Origin of the sequence: Blastococcus sp. PRF04-17, assembly GCF_023016265.1 — a bacterium.
Classification (GTDB): Bacteria; Actinomycetota; Actinomycetes; order Mycobacteriales; family Geodermatophilaceae; genus Blastococcus_B.
In genome coordinates this window covers 1,225,862-1,246,534 of the sequence record NZ_CP095412.1, presented here as the reverse complement: position 1 = coordinate 1,246,534, position 20,673 = coordinate 1,225,862, and the positions used below count along the sequence as shown (strand labels likewise).

Sequence of the window (20,673 nt, the reverse complement as noted above, 5' to 3'; positions counted from 1 at the left end):
GTGATCCGCTCGGCCGCCAGCCGCCGCTGATCAGCACCATCGGCACCCCCACCCCCGGCTGCACCGACGAGCCGGCCAGGACGACGTTCTCCGGACCCCGGCGGGGAAGGGTGGAGGGCCGGAACGGGCCGGTCTGCGCGAAGGTGTGCGCCAGCGCGAACGGGGTGCCCGCGGCCATGCCCTGGGCGGCCCAGTCCACCGGCGTGGCCATCTCCTCGACCTCGATCGCGCCGGTCAGCCCGGTCCAGCCCCGGGCCTCCAGGGTGGTCAGCAGCTCGTCGCGATAGCGGGGGCCGAGCCCCGCCCAGTCGATGTCGGGGTTGCCGCCACTGCGCCGGTCGAGGTTGGGCGTCGGCGCGACGATGCTGAGGACCTGCCCGCCTTCGGTGGCCAGGCTCCGGTCGGTGCGGCTGGGCATGCTCACCAGCAGGCTGGGGTCGCTCATGGGCCGCCCGTCCCGCGTGAGCTCGTCGAAGACCTGCTGCCACGCGGCGCCGAAGCTGATGGTGTGGTGCGCCTGGCCGGGCAGCTCGGCGCGCACGCCGAGGTGCAGGGCGACGCAGGACGGCGAGTACACGGGCCGCCGGGGGGCACGCAGACCCGGCACGGCCGTCCACGGCGCGTCGCTGGTCACCACCACGGCGTCCGCAGGCAGCCGGTCGCCGTCCGCCGTCCGCAGGCCGGTGACGCGGGTGCCGCTGACCTCCAGCTCGGCCGACGTCCCGTAGCGGAGGACGACGCCGGCGTCGGCCGCCGCGGCGGCCAGCGCCCGGGGGACGGCGGCGATCCCACCCTGTGGGTGCCAGACGCCGGCGCCGATGTCGAGCTGGGCGATGACGGCGTAGGCGGCGATCGCGCGGAACGGCGAGACCCCGGCGTAGAGCGCCTGGAAGCTGAACAGGCGGCGGAGCCGGTCGTCGCTGAAGGCCCGCTCCACGTGGCGCGACAGCCGGCCGAAGCCGCGCCTCCGGATCAGCGAGAGCAGCTCGGGACCGAGCAGGTCCAGGGGGAGTCCAGGTTGCGGTCGATGAACGTCGACAGCTGCAGCCGGTAGAGCTCGGCGAGGTCGACGAGGTAGCGCCGCAGGTTGTCGGCCTCGGCCGGACCGGCGAGCTCGGCGACCCCGCGGGCGAACCGGTCGGGATCGGCGTGCACGTCGAGGTGCGAGCCGTCGGCGAACTGCGCCCGGTAGGTCGTCTCCAGCGGCAGCAGCGTGAGTCGCTCGTCGAGCTTCTCGCCGACCGCCGCGAACGTGTCGGCCAGCAGCTCCGGCGCGGTGAACACCGACGGTCCGGTGTCCAGCGCGTAGCCGGCCCGCTCGACGCGGCCGGCGCGGCCACCGGGGCCGGGGCCGCGCTCGACCACCGTCACCTCGCGTCCGGCGCCGCGCAGCCGCAACGCCGCGGCGAGGCCGGCCAGGCCGGCGCCGACGACGACGATCCGGTCCGTGCGTCCGGGAACGGTGCGCACGTCAGGCGGTGCGGGTGGTGGCTGCGACGGCGAGGGCGTCCAGCGCGGCCCGGGCGTCGTCGGACAGAGGGGCCTCGCCGATGGCGCGGCGGGCGAGCTCGGTCTGCTCGGTGATCCGCCGCTCGACCAGGTCCCGCGCGCCGGTCCGCCGGATGAGCGCGCGGAGGGCGTCGAAGTCCTCGGTGCCGGCCTCGGAATTGCCCAGCAACCGGCCCATGAGCGCGCGTCCCGCGTCGTCGGTGGCCTCCTCCGCGAGCGCGACCAGCAGGGTCTGCTTGCCCTCCCGCAGGTCGTCGTCGGCAGACTTGCCGGTCACCTCCGGGTCACCGAACACGCCGAGGACGTCGTCGCGCAGCTGGAACGCCTCGCCGAGCGGGACCCCGATCTCGGTGCACGCCTCGATCACCCGCGGACCGGCGCCGGCGATGGCGGCGCCGAGCTGCAGGGGGCGCTGCACCGTGTACCCGGCGCTCTTGTACCGGGCCACCTTCAGGGCGCCCTCCGGCCCGGGCAGCCCGCCCGCGGCGCGCAGCAGATCGAGGTACTGGCCGGCGGTGACCTCGGTGCGCATGGTGTCCCAGACCGCGCGGGCGCGGCTGAGCGCGGCCTCGGAGATGCCGGAGCAGCGGAGCATCTCGTCGGACCAGACGAGGGCGAGGTCGCCGATCAGGATCGCCGCGCCGGTGCCGAAGAGGTCGCCGTCGCCGTTGAGGTCGCCGTCGGCGTGCCGTGCCGCGAAGCCGACGTGGGTGGCGGGGCGGCCACGGCGGGTCTGTGCGCCGTCCATGACGTCGTCGTGCACGAGCGCGCTGGCGTGCACGAACTCCAGCGCCGCGACGGCGCGCAGCACGGCGGCGTCGTCCTCGCCGGCACCGGGGCCGGTGTCGCGCGCGCCGCGCCACCCCCAGTAGGCGAACAGCGGGCGGAGCCGCTTGCCGCCCCCGGCGACCGCGCACACCTCGTCCACGAGCGTGGTGAGGATGGGGTCCATCCCCGACAGGTACGTGCGCTGGCGGTCGAGGAACTCGGTCAGGGCGGCGGAGACGGCGGCACGCACCCGGTCGACGTCGGCGCTGGCGGGCGAGGGGGGACTGGTCTGGCGCTGCTGCGCTCCGGCCGTCACCGGCTCAGTATCGCCCAACCCGGCGGGGCGCGATCGGCGGAGCAGGTCAGCCATCGGGGTGCCGTTCATCCGGTCCGTCCTCTCCGTGGGGTCTCGGCCGGTGCTTCCGGCGAGGACGACGGGGCGGATGCACCCACGGGAGAAAACTCACCCCTGCTGTCGACCGCGGGGGCGGGTTGCGCGGCCGTACCCTCGGTGCCCGTGAACCCGACCGTTCGTGAGCTCCTCGCCGAGAACCGGCCGACCTGGTCGTTCGAGTTCTTCCCGCCGAAGACCCCCGAGGCCGAGGCGCCGCTGTGGCAGGCCCTCCGCGAGCTCGAGCGGCTGCGTCCCTCGTTCGTGTCGGTGACCTACGGCGCGGGCGGCTCGACCCGGGAGGGCACCGTCTCGGTCACCGAACGGATCGCCACCGAGACGACCATGACGCCGATGGCGCACCTGACCGCCGTGGACCACAGCATCGCCGAGCTGCGGCACGTGGTGAGCCGGCTGGCCGCCGTCGGCGTCCGCAACCTCCTGGCGCTGCGCGGCGACCCGCCCGGCGCCGACCCCCAGGCGGAGTGGATCGCCCACCCCGAGGGCCTGCAGTACGCCTCGGAGCTGGTCGAGCTGATCAAGTCGATGGGGGACTTCTCGGTCGGCGTCGCGGCGTTCCCGGAACGGCACCCGCGCTCGCCGGACTTCGACTCCGACGTCGAGATGTTCGTGAACAAGTGCCGCGCCGGGGCGGACTTCGCGATCACCCAGATGTTCTTCCGGGCCGAGGACTACCTGCGGCTGCGCGACCGGGTCGCCGAGCGCGCCTGCGACGTGCCGATCATCGCCGGGGTCATGCCGGTGACCAACGCGCGGCAGATCACCCGGATCGTGCAGCTGTCAGGTCAGGCCTTCCCGGCCGAGCTCGCCGACCGGTTCGCCGAGCTCGACGGTGACACCCCGGAGGCCAAGGCCGCCGTCCGCGCCTACGGCGTGCAGGTGGCCACCGAGCTCTGCCGGACGCTGCTCGACGAAGGCGTGCCCGGCATCCACTTCATCACGATGAACAGGTCGACGGCGACCCGCGAGGTCTACGCGAACCTCGTCGGGGCACCGGCTACCCCCTGACCTCGTCCTCCAGCGCGGCGGCGGCCAGGGCTGCCGCGCGACGCAGCCCCTCGCGTTCGGCCAGGTAGCCACCCGCCACGCCGACGACCGGGAAGTTGGACAGGAACCGGTGGCGGCGCTTGCCCTTCGGCCGGGCGTCGAGCGCGTCGTCGATGCGGCCGAGGAGGCCGGCGACCCGCCAGATCGTGCGCGCGGTGCCGCGGACGCCGCCCCGCTGCTCGCGGGCGCCCAGGGCCTCTTCCCGGTATGTGCCCTTGGCCCGCTCGAGCAGCGGCTCGACCTGCGCGGGGGTGAGCTCCCGGCGCAGGAGCACGCGGCTGAGCAGGGAGATGCGCTCGGCGGGGTCCTTCACGTCGTGCTCGTTCGCCACCCCGAGGACGACCACCGACTGGACCGCGGTGCCGACCGTGTTCTGCAGGGGGAGCAGGTCGGCGAGCTTGCCGGCGAAGCGCGGTGCGGCGGAGACACCCGCCGCGATGCGGGAGACCTGGTCGGCCCACCACGCGTCGCGCTCGGCCGGGGGCAGCGCCGGCGGGCGGCCGAGCCGCCGCACCAGGGGAGCGGTCAGCCGGTCGACCCGGCGGAGGACGTCGACGACGACGGCGTCACTGATCGTTGCCATGGTCCTGGTCTGCCCGGTGTGTGATGTCGGCATGCACATCGAGGAGTTCGGTGACGACGTGAGCCTCAGTGCCGCGACCCGGCTGCCGGTCACTGCACGGCGGCTGTCGCAGAAGGTGTTGCTGATCCTTCTGTCCGGACGGATGTGGGTGCGTGACCTGGACGGGGGCCGGCGCGACATCACCGGGCCGACGTGGGTGGTGTGGTACCCCGGCGAGCGGCTCGAGTACGGCGTCCACGGCGACACGGTGCACTGGGTGTTCGCGGACCGGATGGGGACACCGCCCCCAGGGCTTCCTCGGCCCGGCTCGCTGGTCCGGTTGGCGGACCCGGCGGGGGAGGGGTCCGGGGGGCTGGCCACCCTGGTTCACTACCTCGACGATTCCCCCGACTCGACCGGGACGACGTCCCTGGTCGCGGACGCGGTCGGTAGTGGCATCGGCATCTACGGCCTCACCGAGATCTTGGAGGTTGTGGAGCAGGCGGAGGAAGACCTCCACGAGTGGGACTTCGGGCCGGGCGTAGAGGGGTGGCCGGTTCGCCGGCGCACGAGCTGACCGGAATCTGTGGACAAGCTGCTGACCTGGGGATTCGCGCTGCGGGACCGGGCTGGGACCGGTATTCTTCGTACGTGTGTTCGGACGGTTCGGGTGATGTGCTGGCGGCGCTGGAGGCCGACCTCGACGCCCTGGCCGCCCAGGACCTGAAGGGCATGTTCGGGCCCCAGGTGCTCGAACGGCTCGGCCGGCTGGTGCGGGCGTCGAACCGGCTGACCGCGCAGCTGACCCGCCACGTGCGGGAGGGCGAGCTGACCCAGGCGGCCGAGCACGACGGGAAGAAGACCATGCAGTCCTGGCTGCGCGGGCACGCCCTGCTCGCCCCGGCGGCCGCCGGTCAGCTGGTGCGCACCGGCCGGGCGCTGGAGCTGCTGCCCGCGGTGGCCGCGGGCTTCGCCGCCGGCGCGATCACCGCCGACGCCGTTGCGGTCATCGCCCGATCACCCGTCCCGAGCACGTGGCCGCCGCCGCAGCGGCCGGCGTCGACCTCGCCGGGGTGGACCGGGTGCTGGCCGAGGTCGCCGCCTCCCAGCAGCCCGGCGAACTCGCCCAGGTGGTGCAGCGCTACCTGGCCCACCTCGATCCCGACGGCCCGGAGCCGGACCCCACCGAGGGGCGGTCGCTGTCGATCGTCCAGCATGCCGACGGTTCGGTGAGCGGCCGGTTCGAGCTCGACGCCGTGGCCGGGGAGCGGGTGCAGGCGGCGCTGGAGTCGATCGTGCAGGCCAACCGGCCGCTCGGCGACGGCCGCTCCCGCGCCCAGCAGCAGGCCGACGCGCTGGTCCAGCTGGCCGACAACGCCCTGGCCGCCGGCGACCTGCCGATCCTGCGCACCGCCAAACCGCAGGTCGCGGTCACCATCGACATCGACGACCTGGTCGACCCGGCGACCGGTCCGGCCGCGGGCCGGATGGGGTTCGGCGCGCTGATCTCCGCCGCGCGGGCCCGCATGCTGGCCTGTGACGGCGACATCACCCGGATCGTGTTCGGTCCCGACGGCGCCCCGCTGGACTACGGCCGGAGCCACCGGGTCGTGCCCAGGGCGCTGCGGCGCGCCGTCGAGCACCGCGACCGGTCCTGCGTGTTCGCCGGCTGCGGCGCCCCCACCCACTGGTGCGATGTCCACCACCTCGTGCACTGGGCCGACGGCGGCGACACCAACCTCGAGAACTCCGCCCTGCTCTGCGAACGCCACCACACCAAGGTCCACCACGGCTTCCGCGTCGAACGACCACCCGACGGCCGATGGCGCACCTACCGCCCCGACGGCACCGAGATCCTCATCGGCCAACCGCTCCGCGTGTGACAGCCTTCGACCGTGATCATGACCGCGGCCGTGGTCGTCTCCGTGCTGCTCGGCGCGCTCGCCGTCTTCCAGATCGGGCTGGTCCTCGGCCGGCCGTGGGGGCGCCTGGCGTGGGGCGGCGGGCACCGCGTGCTGCCGACCGGGTACCGCATCGGGAGCGCGATCTCGGTCGTGATCTACGCCGTCAACGCTTCGGCCTCGGCGTCCTGATGAAGGCGGCGTCGCGCAGCCGGCCGGAGCGGCTGGTCATGACGCCCGTAGCGCTGCTGCTGGTGCTCTGCTGCCTGGTCATGGCCCCGGGCTGATCGCGAGGGCGTCGAGCTCGGGCAGCAGCACCACGCTCTCCTGCTCGTTCGGATCCGTGCGGGCGACGACCGCGGTCAGCGGTGCGTTGGCGCTGCAATTGGCCGGCAGGTGCGGGACGCCGGCCGGGATGTAGACGAAGTCGCCGGAGTTCACGTAGGCGTGCTGGGCGAGCCCCTCGCCCCACCACATCTCGCCCTCGCCCGAGATCACGTAGATCGCCGACTCGTGGTGCTCGTGCAGGTGCGCCGTGCCGCGGCCGCCCGGCGGGACGACCAGCGTGTGCAGGCACAACCCGGTGGCGCCCGCGGACTCGGCGGACACCCCGGCGCCGTAGGCCAGCCCCGTCCTGCCCTCGTAGCCGTGCTCGGGCCGGATGATCCGGCAGTCCGGTGTGGTCGTCATGCGGCCGCAGCCTGCACCGCGGCACAGGCTCGGCACAACGCCTTAGAACACCGGGATCGTCGTCCGGGATCCGCACGTACCGTGGCCGACGTGGCGGCACGAGGACGCGGGGCGGGGCTCCGCTGGGCCGCCGTGGGAGCGCTGGCCGCCGTCCTCGTGGCGCTGCCGCCGGTCATCGGCGCGCTGCCCGCCTCCGACGCTGACGTGCCCGCCGCCGAGCTGCGGGCCGCGGTGCTGGCCAGCGACGCGGTCGGCTTCTCCGGCTACGCGGTCTCGGCCGGTGGCCTGTCCCTGCCGGTGACCGACCAGCTCACCTCCGTCGCCGACCTGTTCAGCGACCGGACGACGATGCGCATCTGGTGGCGCGGGCCGCTGGACAACCGCGTCGACGTCGTCACCGCGGCGGGGGAGACCGGCACCCACCGCGACGCGACGGGCACCTGGACCTGGGAGTACGAGGCCGCCACCGCCACCCGGTCGTCGCTCCGCCCGCTGGACCTGCCCGCCCCGCCGGACCTCCTGCCGAACGCGCTCGGCCGACGACTGCTCTCCGAGGCGACCGACGGCGAGCTCGCCCGGATCGGTGCCCGGACCGTCGCCGGCCGCGACGCGCTCGGGGTCCGGCTCACCCCGGCCGAGGAGGCTACGTCGGTCGAGCGGGTCGACGTCTGGGTCGACCCCGACAGCGGCATCCCGCTGCAGGTCGAGGTGTTCGCCAAGGAGGCGGAGCGGCCCGCGCTCGACACCAGGTTCCTCGACCTCGAGGTGGCGGTCCCGCCATCGGAGGTCACCGGGTTCACCCCGCCTCCGGCGGCGTGGGTCCGGCAGGGACAGCAAGCGGACGTGGTCCTGGAGGCCGGCCGGCGCATCCGCCCGGTCGCGCTGCCGGCGCAGCTGGCCGGCCTCGACCGCCGGCAGTTGGCGGGCGTGCCGCCCGGTATCGGGCTCTACGGCCGCGGCGTCACGCTGCTGGCCGTGGCCCCCGTGCCGTTCCGGCTGGCCAACGGGCTGCGCGCGACGCTGGCTCGCAGCCCGGAGGCGGTCACCGACGAGCTCGGCACCCGCATCGCGGCCGGGCCGGTGTCCCTTATGGTCGTCCAGCCGTCGGGCGAGGGCCCATACGTCCTGACCGGCACGGTCACCCCCGACGCGCTCGCGGCCGCCGCCGCAGAGCTGCCCGAGCTGGCGGCCGCCCGATGACCGCCGTCATCGCCACGGCCGACCTGGTCAAGCGCTACGGGCGGCTCCGGGCCGTCGACGGCATCGACCTCGACGTGCGCGAGGGCGACGTCTACGGGTTCCTCGGCGCCAACGGCTCGGGCAAGACGACCACGGTGCGCATGCTCCTCGGGCTGGTGCTGCCGACCAGCGGCAGCATCGAGCTGCTGGGTCAGTCCATGCCACGGGCCGGCCGCCGCGTCCTGCCACGGGTGGGCGCGCTGATCGAGGGACCGGCGCACTACGGGCACCTCTCGGGCGCGGAGAACCTCTCGCTGCTGGACGCGTCGGGCCGCGGCGGCCCCTGGCGCACCCGGCGCCGCCGCATCGCCGAGGCCCTCGACCAGGTCGGCTTGGGCGGGGCGGGCCGCCGCCCGGTCAAGAACTACTCGCTCGGCATGCGCCAGCGCCTCGGGCTGGCCGGCGCCCTCCTGCGCCGGCCGGAGCTGCTGGTCCTCGACGAGCCGACCAACGGCCTGGACCCGCAGGGCATCACCGAGATCCGCGAGCTGCTGCTCGACCTGCACCGCGGCGGCACCACCGTCTTCCTCTCCAGCCACCTGCTCGCCGAGGTGGAGCAGCTGTGCACGCGGGTCGGCGTCCTCGACCGCGGCCGGCTGGTCCTCCAGGACCGGCTGGCGACGCTCACCGCGCCGACCGGCTCGACGATCGTCCGTACCTCCGCGCCCGACCGCGTGCGGGCGACGCTCGACGGGCGGGTCACCTCGATCGACGGCGAGCGGGTCGTCGTGCGCGGCGGCGACCCGGCCGAGGTGAACGCCCTCCTCGTCGCCGCCGGGGTGCCGGTGCACGGGCTGGGCCTGGAGCGGCCCACCCTCGAGGAGGTCGTGCTCGCCGCGGCCGGCGCGAGCACGGACCGGGTCGACCGGTGATCCTCGTCGAGCTGCGCAAGATGTTCCGGCGCCCACGCACCTGGGCGACGATCGCCGTCCTCAACGCGCTGCCGGTGCTCGTCGCCGTCCTCCTGGTCCTCACCGATCTGGCGCCGCGGCCGGGCGAGGGACCGCCGTTCCTCTCCGCCGTCCTCGCCAACGGGACGCTCTACCCGCTGGCCGCGCTGGCGGTCGTGCTGCCGCTGTTCCTGCCGATCGCCGTCGCCGTCGTGGCCGGCGACGCCATCGCCGGCGAGGCGCAGGCCGGCACCCTGCGCTACCTGCTCGCCCGCCCCGCCGGCCGCACGCAGCTGCTCGTGGCCAAGCTGGTCGCCGTCCTCGCGTTCGTGCTCGTCACCGTCGCGGTCGTCGCGGCCGTCGGCTACCTGGTGGGGACGACGATGTTCGAGGCGGAACCGATCGCCGGCACCTCGGTGTCGGGCACCTCCCTCACCCCGGAGGAGATCGGCGGCCGGACGCTGCTCGCGATCGGCTACGTGGCCGTGTCGATGCTCGGCGTCGCGGCGTTCGCGCTGTTCTTCTCCACGCTCACCGACTCGCCGCTGGGCGCGACGATGGGAGCGCTGGCCGTGCTCGTGACGTCGTCCCTGCTGTTCACCCTGGACGCCGCCTCGCCGATCGCGCCCTACCTGCCGACCCGCTACTGGCTGGCCTTCGTCGACCTGTTCCGCGACCCGATCCTCTGGCGGGACATCACCCGCGGCATCGCGCTGCAGGCGGTCTACGTCGGCGTCCTGCTCGCCGCCGCGTGGGCGAACTTCACCACCAAGGACGTGACGAGCTAGGCCCCCGTCCGGCACGATCCGGCAGGTGACCAGCAGATCCGTCGATGAGGAGCGCCTGCGCGCCCTCGCGCGGCTGCGCCGGGTCCGCGACCGGATCGACCGCGAGTACGCCCAGCCCCTCGACGTCGCGGCGCTCGCCCGTGGCGCGCACATGTCCGCCGGTCATCTGAGCCGGGAGTTCCGCGCCGCGTTCGGCGAGTCGCCCTACAGCTACCTGATGACCCGGCGCATCGAGCGGGCGATGGCCCTGCTGCGCGGCGGCGACCTCAGCGTCACCGAGGTCTGCTTCGCCGTCGGCTGCTCGTCCCTGGGCACGTTCAGCACCCGTTTCACCGAGCTGGTCGGGGTGCCGCCGAGCGCCTACCGCCGGGAGTCGGCGCTCTCGACGGCCGGGCGGGCCACGGCGGGCATGCCGGCGTGCGTGGCCAAGCAGGTCACCCGACCGGTCAGGCCCCGGAACCCGGTCAGGAATCGAGAAGCCCCGGCCCCCGAGCCGCTCCTAGCGTGACCGGCATGGACATCACCATCCACTCGAGCTTCCTCCCGCACACCGACCCGGACGCGTCCCTGGCGTTCTTCCGCGACGTCCTGGGTTTCGAGGTGCGCCTCGACGTGGGCTACGGCGGCATGCGCTGGATCACCGTCGGCCCGGCCGGCCAGCCCGACACGGCCATCGTGCTGCACCCGCCGGCGGCCACGCCCGGCCTCACCGACGACGAGAAGCGCACCATCGGGGAGCTGATGGCCAAGGGCAGCTTCTTCGGCGTCAACCTGGCCACCCCCGACCTCGACGGCGCCTTCGAGCGGATCGTCGCCGGCGGCGCCGAGGTCGTGCAGGAGCCGGCCGATCAGCCCTACGGCGTCCGCGACGCCGCCTTCCGCGACCCCGCGGGCAACATGATCCGCATCCAGGAGCAGCCGTGAGCCAACCTCGGCACCCCGCTGACAGCCACGACCTGATCCGCGTGATCGGGGCGCGGGTGAACAACCTCAAGGACGTCAGCGTCGAGATCCCCAAGCGCCGGCTGACCGTGTTCACCGGTGTCTCCGGCTCTGGCAAGAGCTCGCTCGTGTTCGACACGATCGCCGCCGAGTCCCAGCGGCTGATCAACGAGACCTACAGCGCCTTCCTGCAGGGCTTCATGCCGTCCCTGTCCCGCCCCGAGGTCGACCTGCTCGAGGGGCTGACGACGGCGATCATCGTCAACCAGGAGCGGATGGGCGCCAACCCGCGCTCCACCGTCGGCACCGCCACCGACGCGAACGCGATGCTGCGGATCCTGTTCAGCCGCCTGGGCAAGCCCTACATCGGCCCGCCGACCGCCTTCGCGTTCAACGTGCCGACGCGCAAGGCCAGCGGCGTCATGAGCACCGAGAAGGGCGGCCGGGTCGAGAAGAACGTCGTCCGGGAGGCCGTTTACCAGGGCGGCATGTGCCCGAAGTGCGAGGGCATGGGCTCGCTCAACGACTTCGACCTCACCGCGCTCTACGACGAGTCGAAGTCGCTCAACGAGGGCGGCCTCATGGTGCCCGGCTACAGCATGGACGGGTGGTACGGCCGGCTGTTCCAGGGCATCGGCCTGGACCTGGACAAGCCGATCGGGAAGTACAGCAAGAAGGAGATGGCCGACCTTCTCTACAAGGAGCCGACCAAGATCAAGGTCGAGGGCATCAACCTGACCTACGAGGGTGTGATCCCGAAGGTCCAGAAGTCCATGCTCTCCAAGGACGTCGAGTCGATGCAGCCGCACGTCCGCCGCTTCGTCGAGCGGGTCGTGACCTTCACGACCTGCCCCGAGTGCGACGGCACGCGCCTGTCGACGGAAGCCCGCTCGTCGAAGATCGGCGGCAGGAACATCGCCGACGTCTGCGCCATGCAGATCAGCGACCTGGCCGACTGGGTCCGGGGACTCGACGAGCCTGGGGGCACCGCCCACGGGGATCATGGCGGTAGTCCCCCGTGGGGGACGGTCGCCCCCCTGCTGGCCGGGCTGCAGCACCTGCTCGACTCGTTCAAGGAGATCGGTCTCGGCTACCTCTCTCTCGACCGGCCGGCCGGCACGCTGTCGGGCGGCGAGGCCCAGCGCACGAAGATGATCCGGCACCTCGGCTCGTCGCTCACCGACGTGACCTACGTCTTCGACGAGCCCACCATCGGGTTGCACCCGCACGACATCGCGCGGATGAACGACCTGCTGCTGCAACTGCGGGACAAGGGCAACACCGTGCTCGTCGTGGAGCACAAGCCCGAGACGATCGCCATCGGCGACCACGTCGTCGACCTCGGGCCCGGTGCGGGCACCGGCGGCGGTGAGGTCGTGTTCGAGGGCACCGTCGACGGGCTGCGGGCCAGCGACACGGTCACCGGCCGGCACCTCGACGACCGGACCCGGGTCAAGGAGTCGGTGCGCGCGTCGACCGGCGCGCTGGAGGTACGCGGCGCGAGCACCCACAACCTGCAGGGCGTCGACGTCGACATCCCGCTCGGCGTCCTCGTCGTCCTCACCGGCGTGGCCGGGTCGGGCAAGAGCTCCCTGATCCAGGGTTCGGTCGAGGGCCGGGACGGCGTCGTGCTGGTCGACCAGGGCGCGATCCGCGGCTCGCGGCGCAGCAACCCGGCCACCTACACCGGACTGCTCGACCCGATCCGCAAGGCGTTCGCGAAGGCCAACGGCGTGAAGCCGGCGCTGTTCAGCTCCAACTCCGAGGGTGCCTGCCCCGCCTGCAACGGCGCGGGCGTCATCTTCACCGAGCTGGGCGTCATGGCCACCGTCGAGTCGGTCTGCGAGACGTGCGAGGGCAGGCGGTTCCAGGCGTCGGTGCTCGAGTACACCCTGGGCGGCCGCAACATCGCCGAGGTGCTCGCCATGCCGGTGACGGAGGCGGAGGAGTTCTTCGGCACCGGCGAGGCGCGGACGCCGGCCGCGCACACCATCCTCGACCGGCTCGCCGACGTCGGGCTCGGCTACATCACCCTCGGCCAGCCGCTCAGCACGCTGTCCGGGGGCGAGCGGCAGCGGATCAAGCTGGCCGCGCAGATGGCCGAGAAGGGTGACGTCTACGTCCTCGACGAGCCGACCACCGGCCTGCACCTGGCCGACGTCGAGAACCTGCTCGGCCTGCTCGACCGGCTGGTCGACGGCGGCAAGTCGGTGATCGTGATCGAGCACCACCAGGCGGTTATGGCGCACGCCGACTGGATCATCGACCTCGGGCCGGGCGCGGGGCACGACGGTGGCCGGATCGTCTTCGAGGGAACCCCGGCCGACCTCGTCGCCGCCCGCTCCACGCTGACCGGCCAGCACCTCGCGGGCTACGTCAGCCGCTGAGGCGGCCGCAGTCCGCGGGGCCCAGCTCGACCGGGTCCCCCGCGGCCAGCAGCGCGAGGACCATCTGGTGCACGAGCGGGCTGCGCGGCAGCTCGCCGTGCCCGATCCGGGCGTCCGCGCACACCGATTGCACGGGCAGCTTCAGCGCGCCGTCGAGGCGGGCCGAGTCGGGCGGGGTGACCGTCTCGTCCTGCGTCGTCCAGATCGACACCCAGGTCGGGCCCTCCGGCGTCTCGTCGCCCGCGTTCAGCTCGGCGAGCAGGTCACTGCCGGAGGCCATCTGCCGGCAGCCCTCGGGGCACTGGTCGGGCGCCAGGCTGCCGGCGAGGTCGGCCAGCGACGTCCCGTGGTGCGGAGAACCCAGGGTGAGGACCCGGCGGACCCGATCGGCGTTGCCCTCCGCCACCCAGAGGCGGGCGATCAGGCCACCGGCGGAGTAGCCGACGACGTCGACGGTGTCCTCACCGGTCCGGTCCAGCGCCGCGGCTGCGGCGACGCCCAGGACGTCGGCCGACGCGCGGAGGTCGCCCGTGCCGCTCCCGGGCAGGGCGACGATCGTCGCGTCGCGGCCGTGGACCCTGAGTTCGGCGGCCAGCGCCTGCAGCGAGCCGGTCCCGCCGCCGTAGCCGGGCACCAGCAGGACCGGCCCGGGGCGGGCCTGCTCGACCGGCTCGGCGGTGGTGCCCGGCCGGGACACCAGGACGACGGTGAGCACCGTCGAGGCGAGCACGAGCAGGGCGAGCAGCGCCAGGACGACGCGCCGTCGGGCGGGGGACAGACCGGGCAGCACGCACCCACTGTCCCTGGTGGATGCTGGGCCCGTGCCGATGCTGAGCCGGGAGGAGTACCTCGCCGCCTGGTCGCGCTGGCACGGCGGCGCGGACACCAGCAGCCCGCTGGTGCGCGGGTGGCTCACGCTGGCGCACGCGCTCGCCCGTCCGATGGCCGGCCTGCCGCCGGTCGTCGCCACGGCGCTCGGGCTCGCGGTCGCGTGCGGAGCCGTCTGGCCGGCCGCCGTCGGGGGTGGCTGGCTGGTCGTCGCGGGCGTGCTCGTGGGGGTGTCCGCGCTGCTCGACTCGCTCGACGGGGCGTTGGCGATCGGCACGGGACGGGCGTCCCGACGGGGATACGTGCTCGACTCCGTCGTCGACCGGCTCAGCGAGGCCGCGTTCGCGGCCGCGCTGTGGGTCGCCGGTGCCCCCGGGTGGCTGGCCGTGGCCTTCGGCGCGTCCTGCTGGCTGCCCGACTACCTCCGTGCCAGAGCGGGCCAGGCGGGGGTGTCGGAGACCGGGGCGCTGTCGGTGTGGGAGCGCCCGACGCGGGTCGCGATGACCGGCATGACCCTCGGCGGCGCGGGCGTGGTGTCGTCCGCCGGATGGGCCGCAGAGGCGGTCACGGCCGGCGCGGCGGTCGGCGTGCTGCTCGGCGTCATCGGCGTCGCGCAACTGGCGGTGTCCCTGGGGCGGAAGCTCACCGACTGACGTCGGACGCCTCGGCCTCCGGCGCGGATTGGGCGGCCGGGGGGATGGCTCCTAAGCTGGGCCGGTGCTCCGCCGTGCGGCAGGGCATCCGACATCGAGCGGCCGGATCCGCCGAGTTTCAGCCACAGAGGGAGCCACCCCGTGCCCGTCGTCGTCACCGGCTCCATCGCCACAGATCATCTGATGACCTTCCCCGGGAAGTTCACGGAGCAGTTCGTCGAGGGCCAGATGGAGAACGTCTCCCTCTCCTTCCTCGTCGACGACCTGGTCCAGCACCGGGGCGGCGCCGGAGCCAACATGGCCTACGGCCTCGGGCTGCTCGGCCTCGGGCCGGTGCTCGTGGGGGCCGTCGGCAACGACTTCTCCGAGTACGAGTCCTGGCTGCGCCGCCACGGCGTCGACACCGACAGCGTGCACTGGTCGGAGTTCAAGCACACCGCGCGCTTCGTGTGCACCACGGACGCCTCGAACAACCAGATCGCGTCGTTCTACTCGGGCGCCATGAGCGAGGCCGGCAACATCGAGCTCGGCCCCGTCGTCCAGCGAGTGGGGGAGCCGGACCTGGTCGTGGTCGGCCCCAACGACCCGACCGCGATGGTCCGGCACACCGAGGAGTGCCGTCAGCGCGGCTTCCCGTTCGCCGCTGACCCCAGCCAGCAACTGGCCTGGGCCGACGGCGACATGATCCGCCGCCTGGTCGACGGTGCGGACCTGCTGTTCACCAACGAGTACGAGTCGCACCTGCTGCAGCAGAAGACCGGCTGGGACGCCGACGAGGTTCTCTCCCGCGTCGGCACCTGGGTCACCACCCGCGCCGCCGACGGGATCCTCGTCCGCCAGGCCGACGCCGAGCCGATCTCGGTGATCGCCGTCCCCGAGACCAAGCCGGTCGAGCCGACCGGTGGCGGCGACGCCCTGCGCGCGGGGTTCATCGCCGGCCGGATGTGGGGGCTGAGCCTGGAGCGGGCCACGCAGCTGGGCTCCGCCGTCGCCACGGCGGCGGTCGAGGTCATCGGCACGCAGGAGTACGACCTGCCCAAGGAGAGCTTCCTCGGCCGCTTCGCCGAGGCCTTCGGGCAGGACGCCGCCGACGAGGTCGCCCCTCATCTCCCCTAGTCGGCCTGCGGCCGACACCGCGGTGACATGGTCGTCCTCCGGACGACACCGCAGCCAGGAGCCGTTCCCCGGCTGGGACGAGCGAGTCCGAGCGTCCCCGTCAGGAGCCTCCGGCCCGCGACGGGTGCGCTATTCCTCCTTCAGCCACTCCTGGTAAGGGATCCGGCGGATCTCCTTCACCTCGCCGATGGTGGACCACTCGTTGCCACCGAGCCGGGCAAGGGGCTGCAGGGCCTCGATGCGGGGGCGACCGTCGGCGACCGCGCTCGCCCAGGCGCTGACCATCACGACCCGGCCGAAGACGACGGTGCTGTCGCCGAGGCGGATCGTGGAGTGCAGCGTGCACTCGACCGCCACCGGCGACTCCGCGACCCGGGGGACGGCGACCTTCTGGCTGGGCTCCAGGCGCACGCCCACGTGCTCGGCCTCGCTCATCCCGGCGGGGAAGTCGGTCGCGGTCGCGTTGACCTGCTCGAACAGCGCCTCGGGCGTGAGGCTGACGGTGAACTCACCGGTCGCCTCGACGTTGCGGAGGGAGTCCTTGCGGCCGACCGAGGTGAACTGGACGACCGGCGGGTCCACGCAGGCGACCGTGTAGAAGGAGTGGGGTGCCAGGTTCACCACGCCCTCGGCCGACCGGGTGGCGACCCAGCCGATGGGCCGGGGGACGACGACGGAGTTGAGGACCCGGTAGAAGGGGCCCCGCTCCATCTCGGCCGGGTCGAAGTGCACGCGGGCGGTGATGTCGTCGTCGGTCACGCGTGCATCGTCGCCGATCGGGTCCCGGCGCCCGTCGCGGCCAGTTCCCGCCCCCGCCAGGTGAGCGTGCCGCGCCGGTGGCCGACGATCGACCGGACCATCAGCCCGTCCAGCACGAGGACCGACAGGGGGTGCGCCAGCGCGTCCGGCCACCAGCGCCCGCCGGTCGTCGCTGCGACGACGGCGCGCCCGGCGGCACCGGCCGCCCAGCCCACGAGGCCGGCCCGCGAGCCGCGCACCGCGGCGAGGGCGGGCAGCACCCAGACCGCCGTCAGCGCGGCCGCCGCGGCCGCGCTCGCAGCCGGCCGCCCACCGACCGCGGCCCACAGCGACTTGGCGTAGCCCTCCCGCACGGCGGGCCAACCGTCGTACATGCGGCAGGCGGCCAGCCGGGAGCCGTCGATCGGGACGCCGCGCCCACCGGACCGCTTGACCGCGCGCAGCAGCGCGATGTCCTCCAGCACCTCGCCGCGGACGGCGGCGTGCCCACCGGCCCGGTCGTACCCGCGTCGGGTGAGCACGAGGAACTGCCCGTTGGCGGCGGCGAGCGAGGGCCGCCGCGAGCGCTCGGCCAGGCGCACCGGCAGGGTGGTCGCCCACAGCCACGGGGCCAGCGGCTGCACCAGGCGCTCGGCGATGCCCTCCGCCAGTGGTCGCGGCCACGGGGAGACCAGGTCCAGGCCGTGCCGGTCCAGGACGGCGACCGCGGCGGCGATCGCGTCGGGGAACAGCCGCACGTCGGCGTCCACGAAGACCAGGACCTCGTCGTCCGAGCGCGGTGGCGAGGCGCCGGTGGCGCAGGCGTGCGGCTTGCCCCGCCAGTCCGGCGGCAGGGGCGGAGCGGCGATCAGTCGGACCCGTCGGTCGTGGACGGCGCGCACGACGTCGGCGGTGCCGTCGGTCGAGCCGTCGTCCACCACGACGATCCGCAGCTCGGGCACTCCCCGCTGGTCGAGCAGTGCGGCGAGGCAGCCCCCGATCTGCGCCTCCTCGTCCCTGGCCGGCACGACCACCGTCACCGGCCGCTCGACCGGCGGGGGATCGGCCGGCGGACGGCGGAGCAGGGCCATGTTCACACCGGCGTGCAGCGCGCCGGCCACCGAGAGCCCGGCCATGGACCGGACCAGCGCCCCGCTCACCGGGTGCGCCACCGACGCGCGGCCAGGAGCGCGAACACCGGCAGGAAGAGGGCGGCACCCCACGCCGCCGACCCGGGCAGCCCGAGCCAGCCGGCATGGGCGAGCGCGCCCCCCAGGGTCATCCAGCCCAGCGCGAGCAGCGGAGCGGCCGGGCCCACCCGGGGGGCGTCGGCCACGACGGTGCGGGTGACCAGTCGGTCGAGCAGCGTCATGAGCACGCCGCCGGCCAGCAGCCAGCCGGCCAGGTTGGTGAGCGGCACGGTCGCGATGCCGGGCAGGCCCGGGGTGGGATGCGCCCACGTCCAGTAGCCGGCCTGGACCATCTGGGGGTCGAGCACCACGTCCCAGCCGGCGAACAGCGCCGTCGCCACCAGCACCCGCGGGACGGTCCGGGAGGCGAGCAACCCGGCCACGACCCAGCTCGGCCAGGCCATCATCAGCCAGGCCAGGGGGACCAGGAGCGGAACCCCGAGCAGGGTCGGGCCCAGGGCCTCGCTGTAGGTGTAGCTCCCGTAGGGGACGCCCGTCGCCAGACCCACCGCCTCGAACGCGACCGCGGTGCCGCCGACCAGCGCCGTCACGGCGGCCGCGGTGCGGAGGCCGTGGCCCGCGGCGGCGTGCACGACCGACAGGGCCGCGCCGAGGACCACGATCGTCCAGCTCACCGCGTCCCGCGCGCCCCCGCTGGTCAGGGGATAGGCGATCGCGGTGAGCACCAGCAGGACGGCGAGGACCAGCGGCGCGGCCGCGCGCACCGACAGCGGGGGTGCGCCCCGAGCGGCGAGGGACGTCACCGGGACACCGCGCGGGCCAGCGCGCCCCGCAGGCTCCGGACCGAGCGGGGCACGCGCCGCCGGTCGGCCAGCAGGACGCGGGCCGCGGTCCGCCCCGAGTTGCCCGACACCCCGCCGCCCGGATGCGTCGAGGCACCGGCGAGGTAGAGCCCGCGCAGGCCCGGCACCGTGTAACCCGACAGCGCCGGCGTCGGCCGCAGGGCGAACATGCTGGCCAGACCCATCTCCACGTGCATGACGTTGCCACGCGGGAGGGACAGTTCGCGTTCCAGCTCGAGCGGGGTCTGTACGTACAGTCGCTGTACCGAGTCGGCGAAGCCGGGCGCGAACCGGTCGACCGCCTCGACGAGCCGCCGCGCCTCCTTCTCGGCCAGGTCGTCCCAGTCGCCGCCGTCGGCCAGCGCGTACGGGTACCACTGGCCCCAGATCGTGACGACGTGCGAGCCGGCCGGGGCGAGGGTCTCGTCGCTCTCCGAGAAGCACATCGCGAGCGGCACGGGTGTGCGCGGCAGCCGGCCCGCGCCCCAGTCGCCGTGAGCGGCGGCCAGGTCGGCGCGGTCGGTGCAGAGGAGCTGGAGCCCGGACGACGAGATGTCCTCCGGCACGCCCGGGTAGGACGGCGGGGCGTCGGTGAGCGCCCGGACCACGAGACCGAAGCCGTTCCCCAGCGGCGGATCGGCGTCGGCCAGTGCGAGCGGCGCGGCGGCTCCCGCGAGCTGTCTGGTCACCCCGACGTGGCAGGCGGCGACGACAGCGTCCGCCGCGATCCGCCGTCCCGACGCGGTCTCCACGCCGGTCACCCGGCCACCCTCGGTCAGCAGCCGCGCGGCGCCGTCCCCGAGCGTCACCCGGCCGCCGTCGGCCTCCAGCCGGCGGCGCAGCGCGGCGGTGAGGCCGCCCGAGCCGCCGACCGGATGACCGGGAGGGACGTCGTGCAGCAGCGCGACCCACCCGACCATCGCGGCGGTGCCCGGCTCGGACATGGGCGGGCCCGACTGGGCGCCGAACCAGGCCAGCGCGGCCTTGAGCCGCTCGGAGCCGAACCAGCGGTCGAGCAGGGCGTCGCCGGAGCTCAGGAAGTCGACCGCGAGGTCGCCGCCCGGCGTCCGGGGACGGCCCTGCGCGCCGAGGGGCCAGAAGGAACGGAGGAGGCCCCGGACGTCGGGTCGCCGGCCGAAGGCGGCGACGACGGCCCGGCTGCGCGGCGTCCACACCTCGACGAACCGGCGGTAGGCCGCGGCGTCGTCGCGACCGCAGGCGGCGGCGATCGACGCACAGGTGGCCGCCAGGTCGCGGGAGAACACCAGCGGCCGGCCGTCCGGTCCGGGGTCGCCGGGGGACGGCGCCGGTGCGAAGCCCCACGGGTCGCAGTCGATGTAGCGCAGGCCGTGCGCGGCGAGGTCGAGCTCCTCGACGATGCCGCTGTGGCGCACGATCACGTGCGCGCTGGAGCCGCGGTCGACCCGCACACCGGGCCAGCGCTCGACCGTCGAGACCGCTCCGCCCAGCACCTCGTCCCGTTCGACCACCTCGACGCGGAGGCCGGCGCGGGCGAGGTAGCAGGCGGCGACCAGGCCGTTGTGCCCGGCGCCCACGACGACGACGTCGACCTGCCGGTCAGGGGGAGGGGAGACGCTCACGCTCAGCTGTTCGCCGGGACCGGACCACGTGGATGCAGCGGCAGCCGCGTGCCCAGGATCGCGAACGGGCGCGAGTCGCCGGGGAAGTGGTAGCCGCGGGCGAGGTCGACGAACCCGTCGGCGTGGTACAGCCGGAAGGCCTTCGTGTCGGCGTCGGGGGTGGACAGCAGCGCCGCCGGATGCGGCAGGTCGGCGAGCAGCGCGTGCAGCAGCCGGCGGCCCAGCCCCTGGCTCTGGTGATCGGGATGCACGTGCAGCTCGCAGACCTCGAACGCGCCGGGGAGCCACTTCTTCGCCGTCCGGCGGTCGAGGGCGGCGCGGACCTGGTCGTGCCACCACTGACCGGGCGCGATCACGTAGCCGTAGCCGAAGCCGACCAGCACCTCCGCCGGCTCGCCCCCGCCCATCCCGGTCTCGGCGAAGGCGCCGACCGCCCGGAAGCCGGGGCGCTCGGTGTGCTGGATGGCGTAGCCGTAGCGGCCGGCGACGACGGCGGAGTCGTAGCCCATGGCCAGGCCGTAGATGGTCAGCGCCTCGTGCATGTGATCGCGCAGCCACGGGGTGGGCAGCTCGATCACGCGGGTGGAGGGCTTCGTGTTCGTCATGGGG

At 74.3% G+C, this 20,673-nt stretch carries 23 protein-coding genes and 1 pseudogene; 13 read left to right on the top strand and 11 right to left on the bottom strand.

All coding sequences use genetic code 11. From position 1 onward, the window contains the following. Positions 1-82: 82 nt before the first annotated feature. The 3 genes and pseudogenes from MVA48_RS06270 to MVA48_RS06260 all read right to left on the bottom strand — a co-directional run. Positions 83-949 (bottom strand): annotated as a pseudogene (locus MVA48_RS06270) (FAD-dependent oxidoreductase); the annotation flags it as partial. Positions 950-972: 23 nt separating this feature from the next. Then, complete coding sequence (locus MVA48_RS06265; RefSeq protein ID WP_246986933.1) at positions 973-1,470, bottom strand: FAD-dependent oxidoreductase; 498 nt, start codon at positions 1,468-1,470, stop codon at positions 973-975. 1 nt (position 1,471) lies between these two features. Continuing rightward, entirely contained in the window at positions 1,472-2,593 is a 1,122-nt protein-coding gene (locus tag MVA48_RS06260) for a polyprenyl synthetase family protein (protein ID WP_246986931.1), read from the bottom strand. 201 nt (positions 2,594-2,794) lie between these two features. Between MVA48_RS06260 and metF the strand changes: the two genes are divergently transcribed. After that, complete coding sequence (metF, locus tag MVA48_RS06255) at positions 2,795-3,697, top strand: methylenetetrahydrofolate reductase [NAD(P)H] (RefSeq protein ID WP_246986929.1); 903 nt, start codon at positions 2,795-2,797, stop codon at positions 3,695-3,697. Here the strand turns inward: metF and MVA48_RS06250 are convergent. Then, positions 3,687-4,319: a hypothetical protein gene (locus MVA48_RS06250; RefSeq protein ID WP_246986927.1), complete on the bottom strand. Its 633-nt coding sequence runs from the start codon at positions 4,317-4,319 to the stop codon at positions 3,687-3,689. The two genes, metF and MVA48_RS06250, sit on opposite strands and share 11 nt — an antisense overlap. Before the next feature lie 31 nt (positions 4,320-4,350). On the opposite strand from MVA48_RS06250, the gene MVA48_RS06245 reads away from it, so the two are divergent. The 4 genes from MVA48_RS06245 to MVA48_RS06235 all read left to right on the top strand — a co-directional run bounded on the left by MVA48_RS06245 (position 4,351) and on the right by MVA48_RS06235 (position 6,391). Continuing rightward, positions 4,351-4,875: a hypothetical protein gene (locus tag MVA48_RS06245; RefSeq protein WP_246986925.1), complete on the top strand. Its 525-nt coding sequence runs from the start codon at positions 4,351-4,353 to the stop codon at positions 4,873-4,875. A gap of 74 nt (positions 4,876-4,949) precedes the next feature. Beyond that, positions 4,950-5,531 carry a hypothetical protein gene (locus MVA48_RS24005; RefSeq protein WP_371821197.1) on the top strand — a complete coding sequence of 194 codons (582 nt, stop codon included), beginning with the start codon at positions 4,950-4,952 and terminating at the stop codon, positions 5,529-5,531. Next, a complete protein-coding gene (locus tag MVA48_RS24000; RefSeq protein ID WP_371821223.1) occupies positions 5,429-6,181 on the top strand; it encodes an HNH endonuclease signature motif containing protein in 753 nt (250 codons plus the stop codon). The genes MVA48_RS24005 and MVA48_RS24000 overlap by 103 nt, the downstream gene beginning before the upstream one ends. A gap of 12 nt (positions 6,182-6,193) precedes the next feature. After that, positions 6,194-6,391, top strand: a complete 198-nt coding sequence (locus tag MVA48_RS06235; RefSeq protein WP_246986923.1) for a hypothetical protein — start codon at positions 6,194-6,196, stop codon at positions 6,389-6,391. Positions 6,392-6,469: 78 nt separating this feature from the next. On the opposite strand, the gene MVA48_RS06230 is transcribed toward MVA48_RS06235, so the two are convergent. After that, positions 6,470-6,889, bottom strand: coding sequence for a cupin domain-containing protein (locus MVA48_RS06230; RefSeq protein ID WP_246986921.1), 420 nt, complete (start codon positions 6,887-6,889; stop codon positions 6,470-6,472). Positions 6,890-6,979: 90 nt separating this feature from the next. Here MVA48_RS06230 and MVA48_RS06225 point away from each other — a divergent pair, with 90 nt between their 5' ends. Genes MVA48_RS06225 through MVA48_RS06200 form a run of 6 tightly spaced genes read left to right on the top strand, consistent with a single transcriptional unit; the run spans position 6,980 to position 13,135 of the window. Further along, positions 6,980-8,089, top strand: coding sequence for a LolA family protein (locus MVA48_RS06225; RefSeq protein ID WP_246986919.1), 1,110 nt, complete (start codon positions 6,980-6,982; stop codon positions 8,087-8,089). Next, complete coding sequence (locus tag MVA48_RS06220) at positions 8,086-9,000, top strand: ABC transporter ATP-binding protein (protein WP_246986917.1); 915 nt, start codon at positions 8,086-8,088, stop codon at positions 8,998-9,000. Before MVA48_RS06225 ends, MVA48_RS06220 begins: the two co-directional genes overlap by 4 nt. Further along, a complete protein-coding gene (locus MVA48_RS06215) occupies positions 8,997-9,806 on the top strand; it encodes an ABC transporter permease (RefSeq protein WP_246986915.1) in 810 nt (269 codons plus the stop codon). Before MVA48_RS06220 ends, MVA48_RS06215 begins: the two co-directional genes overlap by 4 nt. A gap of 25 nt (positions 9,807-9,831) precedes the next feature. Next, a complete protein-coding gene (locus tag MVA48_RS06210) occupies positions 9,832-10,314 on the top strand; it encodes a helix-turn-helix transcriptional regulator (protein ID WP_246986914.1) in 483 nt (160 codons plus the stop codon). A gap of 5 nt (positions 10,315-10,319) precedes the next feature. Then, positions 10,320-10,730, top strand: coding sequence for a VOC family protein (locus MVA48_RS06205; RefSeq protein ID WP_246986912.1), 411 nt, complete (start codon positions 10,320-10,322; stop codon positions 10,728-10,730). Continuing rightward, a complete protein-coding gene (locus MVA48_RS06200) occupies positions 10,727-13,135 on the top strand; it encodes an ATP-binding cassette domain-containing protein (RefSeq protein ID WP_246986910.1) in 2,409 nt (802 codons plus the stop codon). Before MVA48_RS06205 ends, MVA48_RS06200 begins: the two co-directional genes overlap by 4 nt. On the opposite strand, the gene MVA48_RS06195 is transcribed toward MVA48_RS06200, so the two are convergent. Next, positions 13,125-13,925, bottom strand: coding sequence for a lipase family alpha/beta hydrolase (locus MVA48_RS06195; RefSeq protein WP_246986908.1), 801 nt, complete (start codon positions 13,923-13,925; stop codon positions 13,125-13,127). The two genes, MVA48_RS06200 and MVA48_RS06195, sit on opposite strands and share 11 nt — an antisense overlap. A 37-nt stretch (positions 13,926-13,962) precedes the next feature. Between MVA48_RS06195 and MVA48_RS06190 the strand changes: the two genes are divergently transcribed. Next, on the top strand, positions 13,963-14,616 hold the full coding sequence (locus MVA48_RS06190; protein ID WP_246989105.1) for a CDP-alcohol phosphatidyltransferase family protein: 654 nt from the start codon (positions 13,963-13,965) through the stop codon (positions 14,614-14,616). Positions 14,617-14,757: 141 nt separating this feature from the next. Then, complete coding sequence (locus MVA48_RS06185; RefSeq protein ID WP_246986906.1) at positions 14,758-15,732, top strand: carbohydrate kinase family protein; 975 nt, start codon at positions 14,758-14,760, stop codon at positions 15,730-15,732. A 129-nt stretch (positions 15,733-15,861) separates the two neighbouring features. On the opposite strand, the gene MVA48_RS06180 is transcribed toward MVA48_RS06185, so the two are convergent. The 5 genes from MVA48_RS06180 to MVA48_RS06160 are packed head-to-tail and all read right to left on the bottom strand — an operon-like array spanning position 15,862 to position 20,669. Next, positions 15,862-16,491, bottom strand: coding sequence for a flavin reductase family protein (locus MVA48_RS06180; protein WP_246986904.1), 630 nt, complete (start codon positions 16,489-16,491; stop codon positions 15,862-15,864). Further along, the gene (locus MVA48_RS06175; RefSeq protein ID WP_246986902.1) at positions 16,488-17,630 is read right to left on the bottom strand and encodes a glycosyltransferase; all 1,143 of its coding nucleotides are present in this window, start codon (positions 17,628-17,630) and stop codon (positions 16,488-16,490) included. The genes MVA48_RS06180 and MVA48_RS06175 overlap by 4 nt, the downstream gene beginning before the upstream one ends. After that, positions 17,627-18,424 carry a carotenoid biosynthesis protein gene (locus MVA48_RS06170; RefSeq protein ID WP_246986899.1) on the bottom strand — a complete coding sequence of 266 codons (798 nt, stop codon included), beginning with the start codon at positions 18,422-18,424 and terminating at the stop codon, positions 17,627-17,629. The genes MVA48_RS06175 and MVA48_RS06170 overlap by 4 nt, the downstream gene beginning before the upstream one ends. Beyond that, the gene (locus MVA48_RS06165; RefSeq protein WP_246986897.1) at positions 18,421-20,064 is read right to left on the bottom strand and encodes a phytoene desaturase family protein; all 1,644 of its coding nucleotides are present in this window, start codon (positions 20,062-20,064) and stop codon (positions 18,421-18,423) included. The genes MVA48_RS06170 and MVA48_RS06165 overlap by 4 nt, the downstream gene beginning before the upstream one ends. A 2-nt stretch (positions 20,065-20,066) precedes the next feature. After that, positions 20,067-20,669, bottom strand: coding sequence for a GNAT family N-acetyltransferase (locus MVA48_RS06160; RefSeq protein WP_246986895.1), 603 nt, complete (start codon positions 20,667-20,669; stop codon positions 20,067-20,069). Positions 20,670-20,673 lie beyond the last annotated feature (4 nt).

Excerpts from the sequence above, each read along its gene's own strand:
- MVA48_RS06250 (WP_246986927.1), bottom strand. The coding sequence starts at position 4,319 with ATGGCAACGATCAGTGACGCCGTCGTCGTCGACGTCCTCCGCCGGGTC.
- MVA48_RS06245 (WP_246986925.1), top strand. The coding sequence starts at position 4,351 with ATGCACATCGAGGAGTTCGGTGACGACGTGAGCCTCAGTGCCGCGACC.
- MVA48_RS06230 (WP_246986921.1), bottom strand. The coding sequence starts at position 6,889 with ATGACGACCACACCGGACTGCCGGATCATCCGGCCCGAGCACGGCTAC.
- MVA48_RS06220 (WP_246986917.1), top strand. The coding sequence starts at position 8,086 with ATGACCGCCGTCATCGCCACGGCCGACCTGGTCAAGCGCTACGGGCGG.
- MVA48_RS06205 (WP_246986912.1), top strand. The coding sequence starts at position 10,320 with ATGGACATCACCATCCACTCGAGCTTCCTCCCGCACACCGACCCGGAC.
- MVA48_RS06190 (WP_246989105.1), top strand. The coding sequence starts at position 13,963 with ATGCTGAGCCGGGAGGAGTACCTCGCCGCCTGGTCGCGCTGGCACGGC.
- MVA48_RS06160 (WP_246986895.1), bottom strand. The coding sequence starts at position 20,669 with ATGACGAACACGAAGCCCTCCACCCGCGTGATCGAGCTGCCCACCCCG.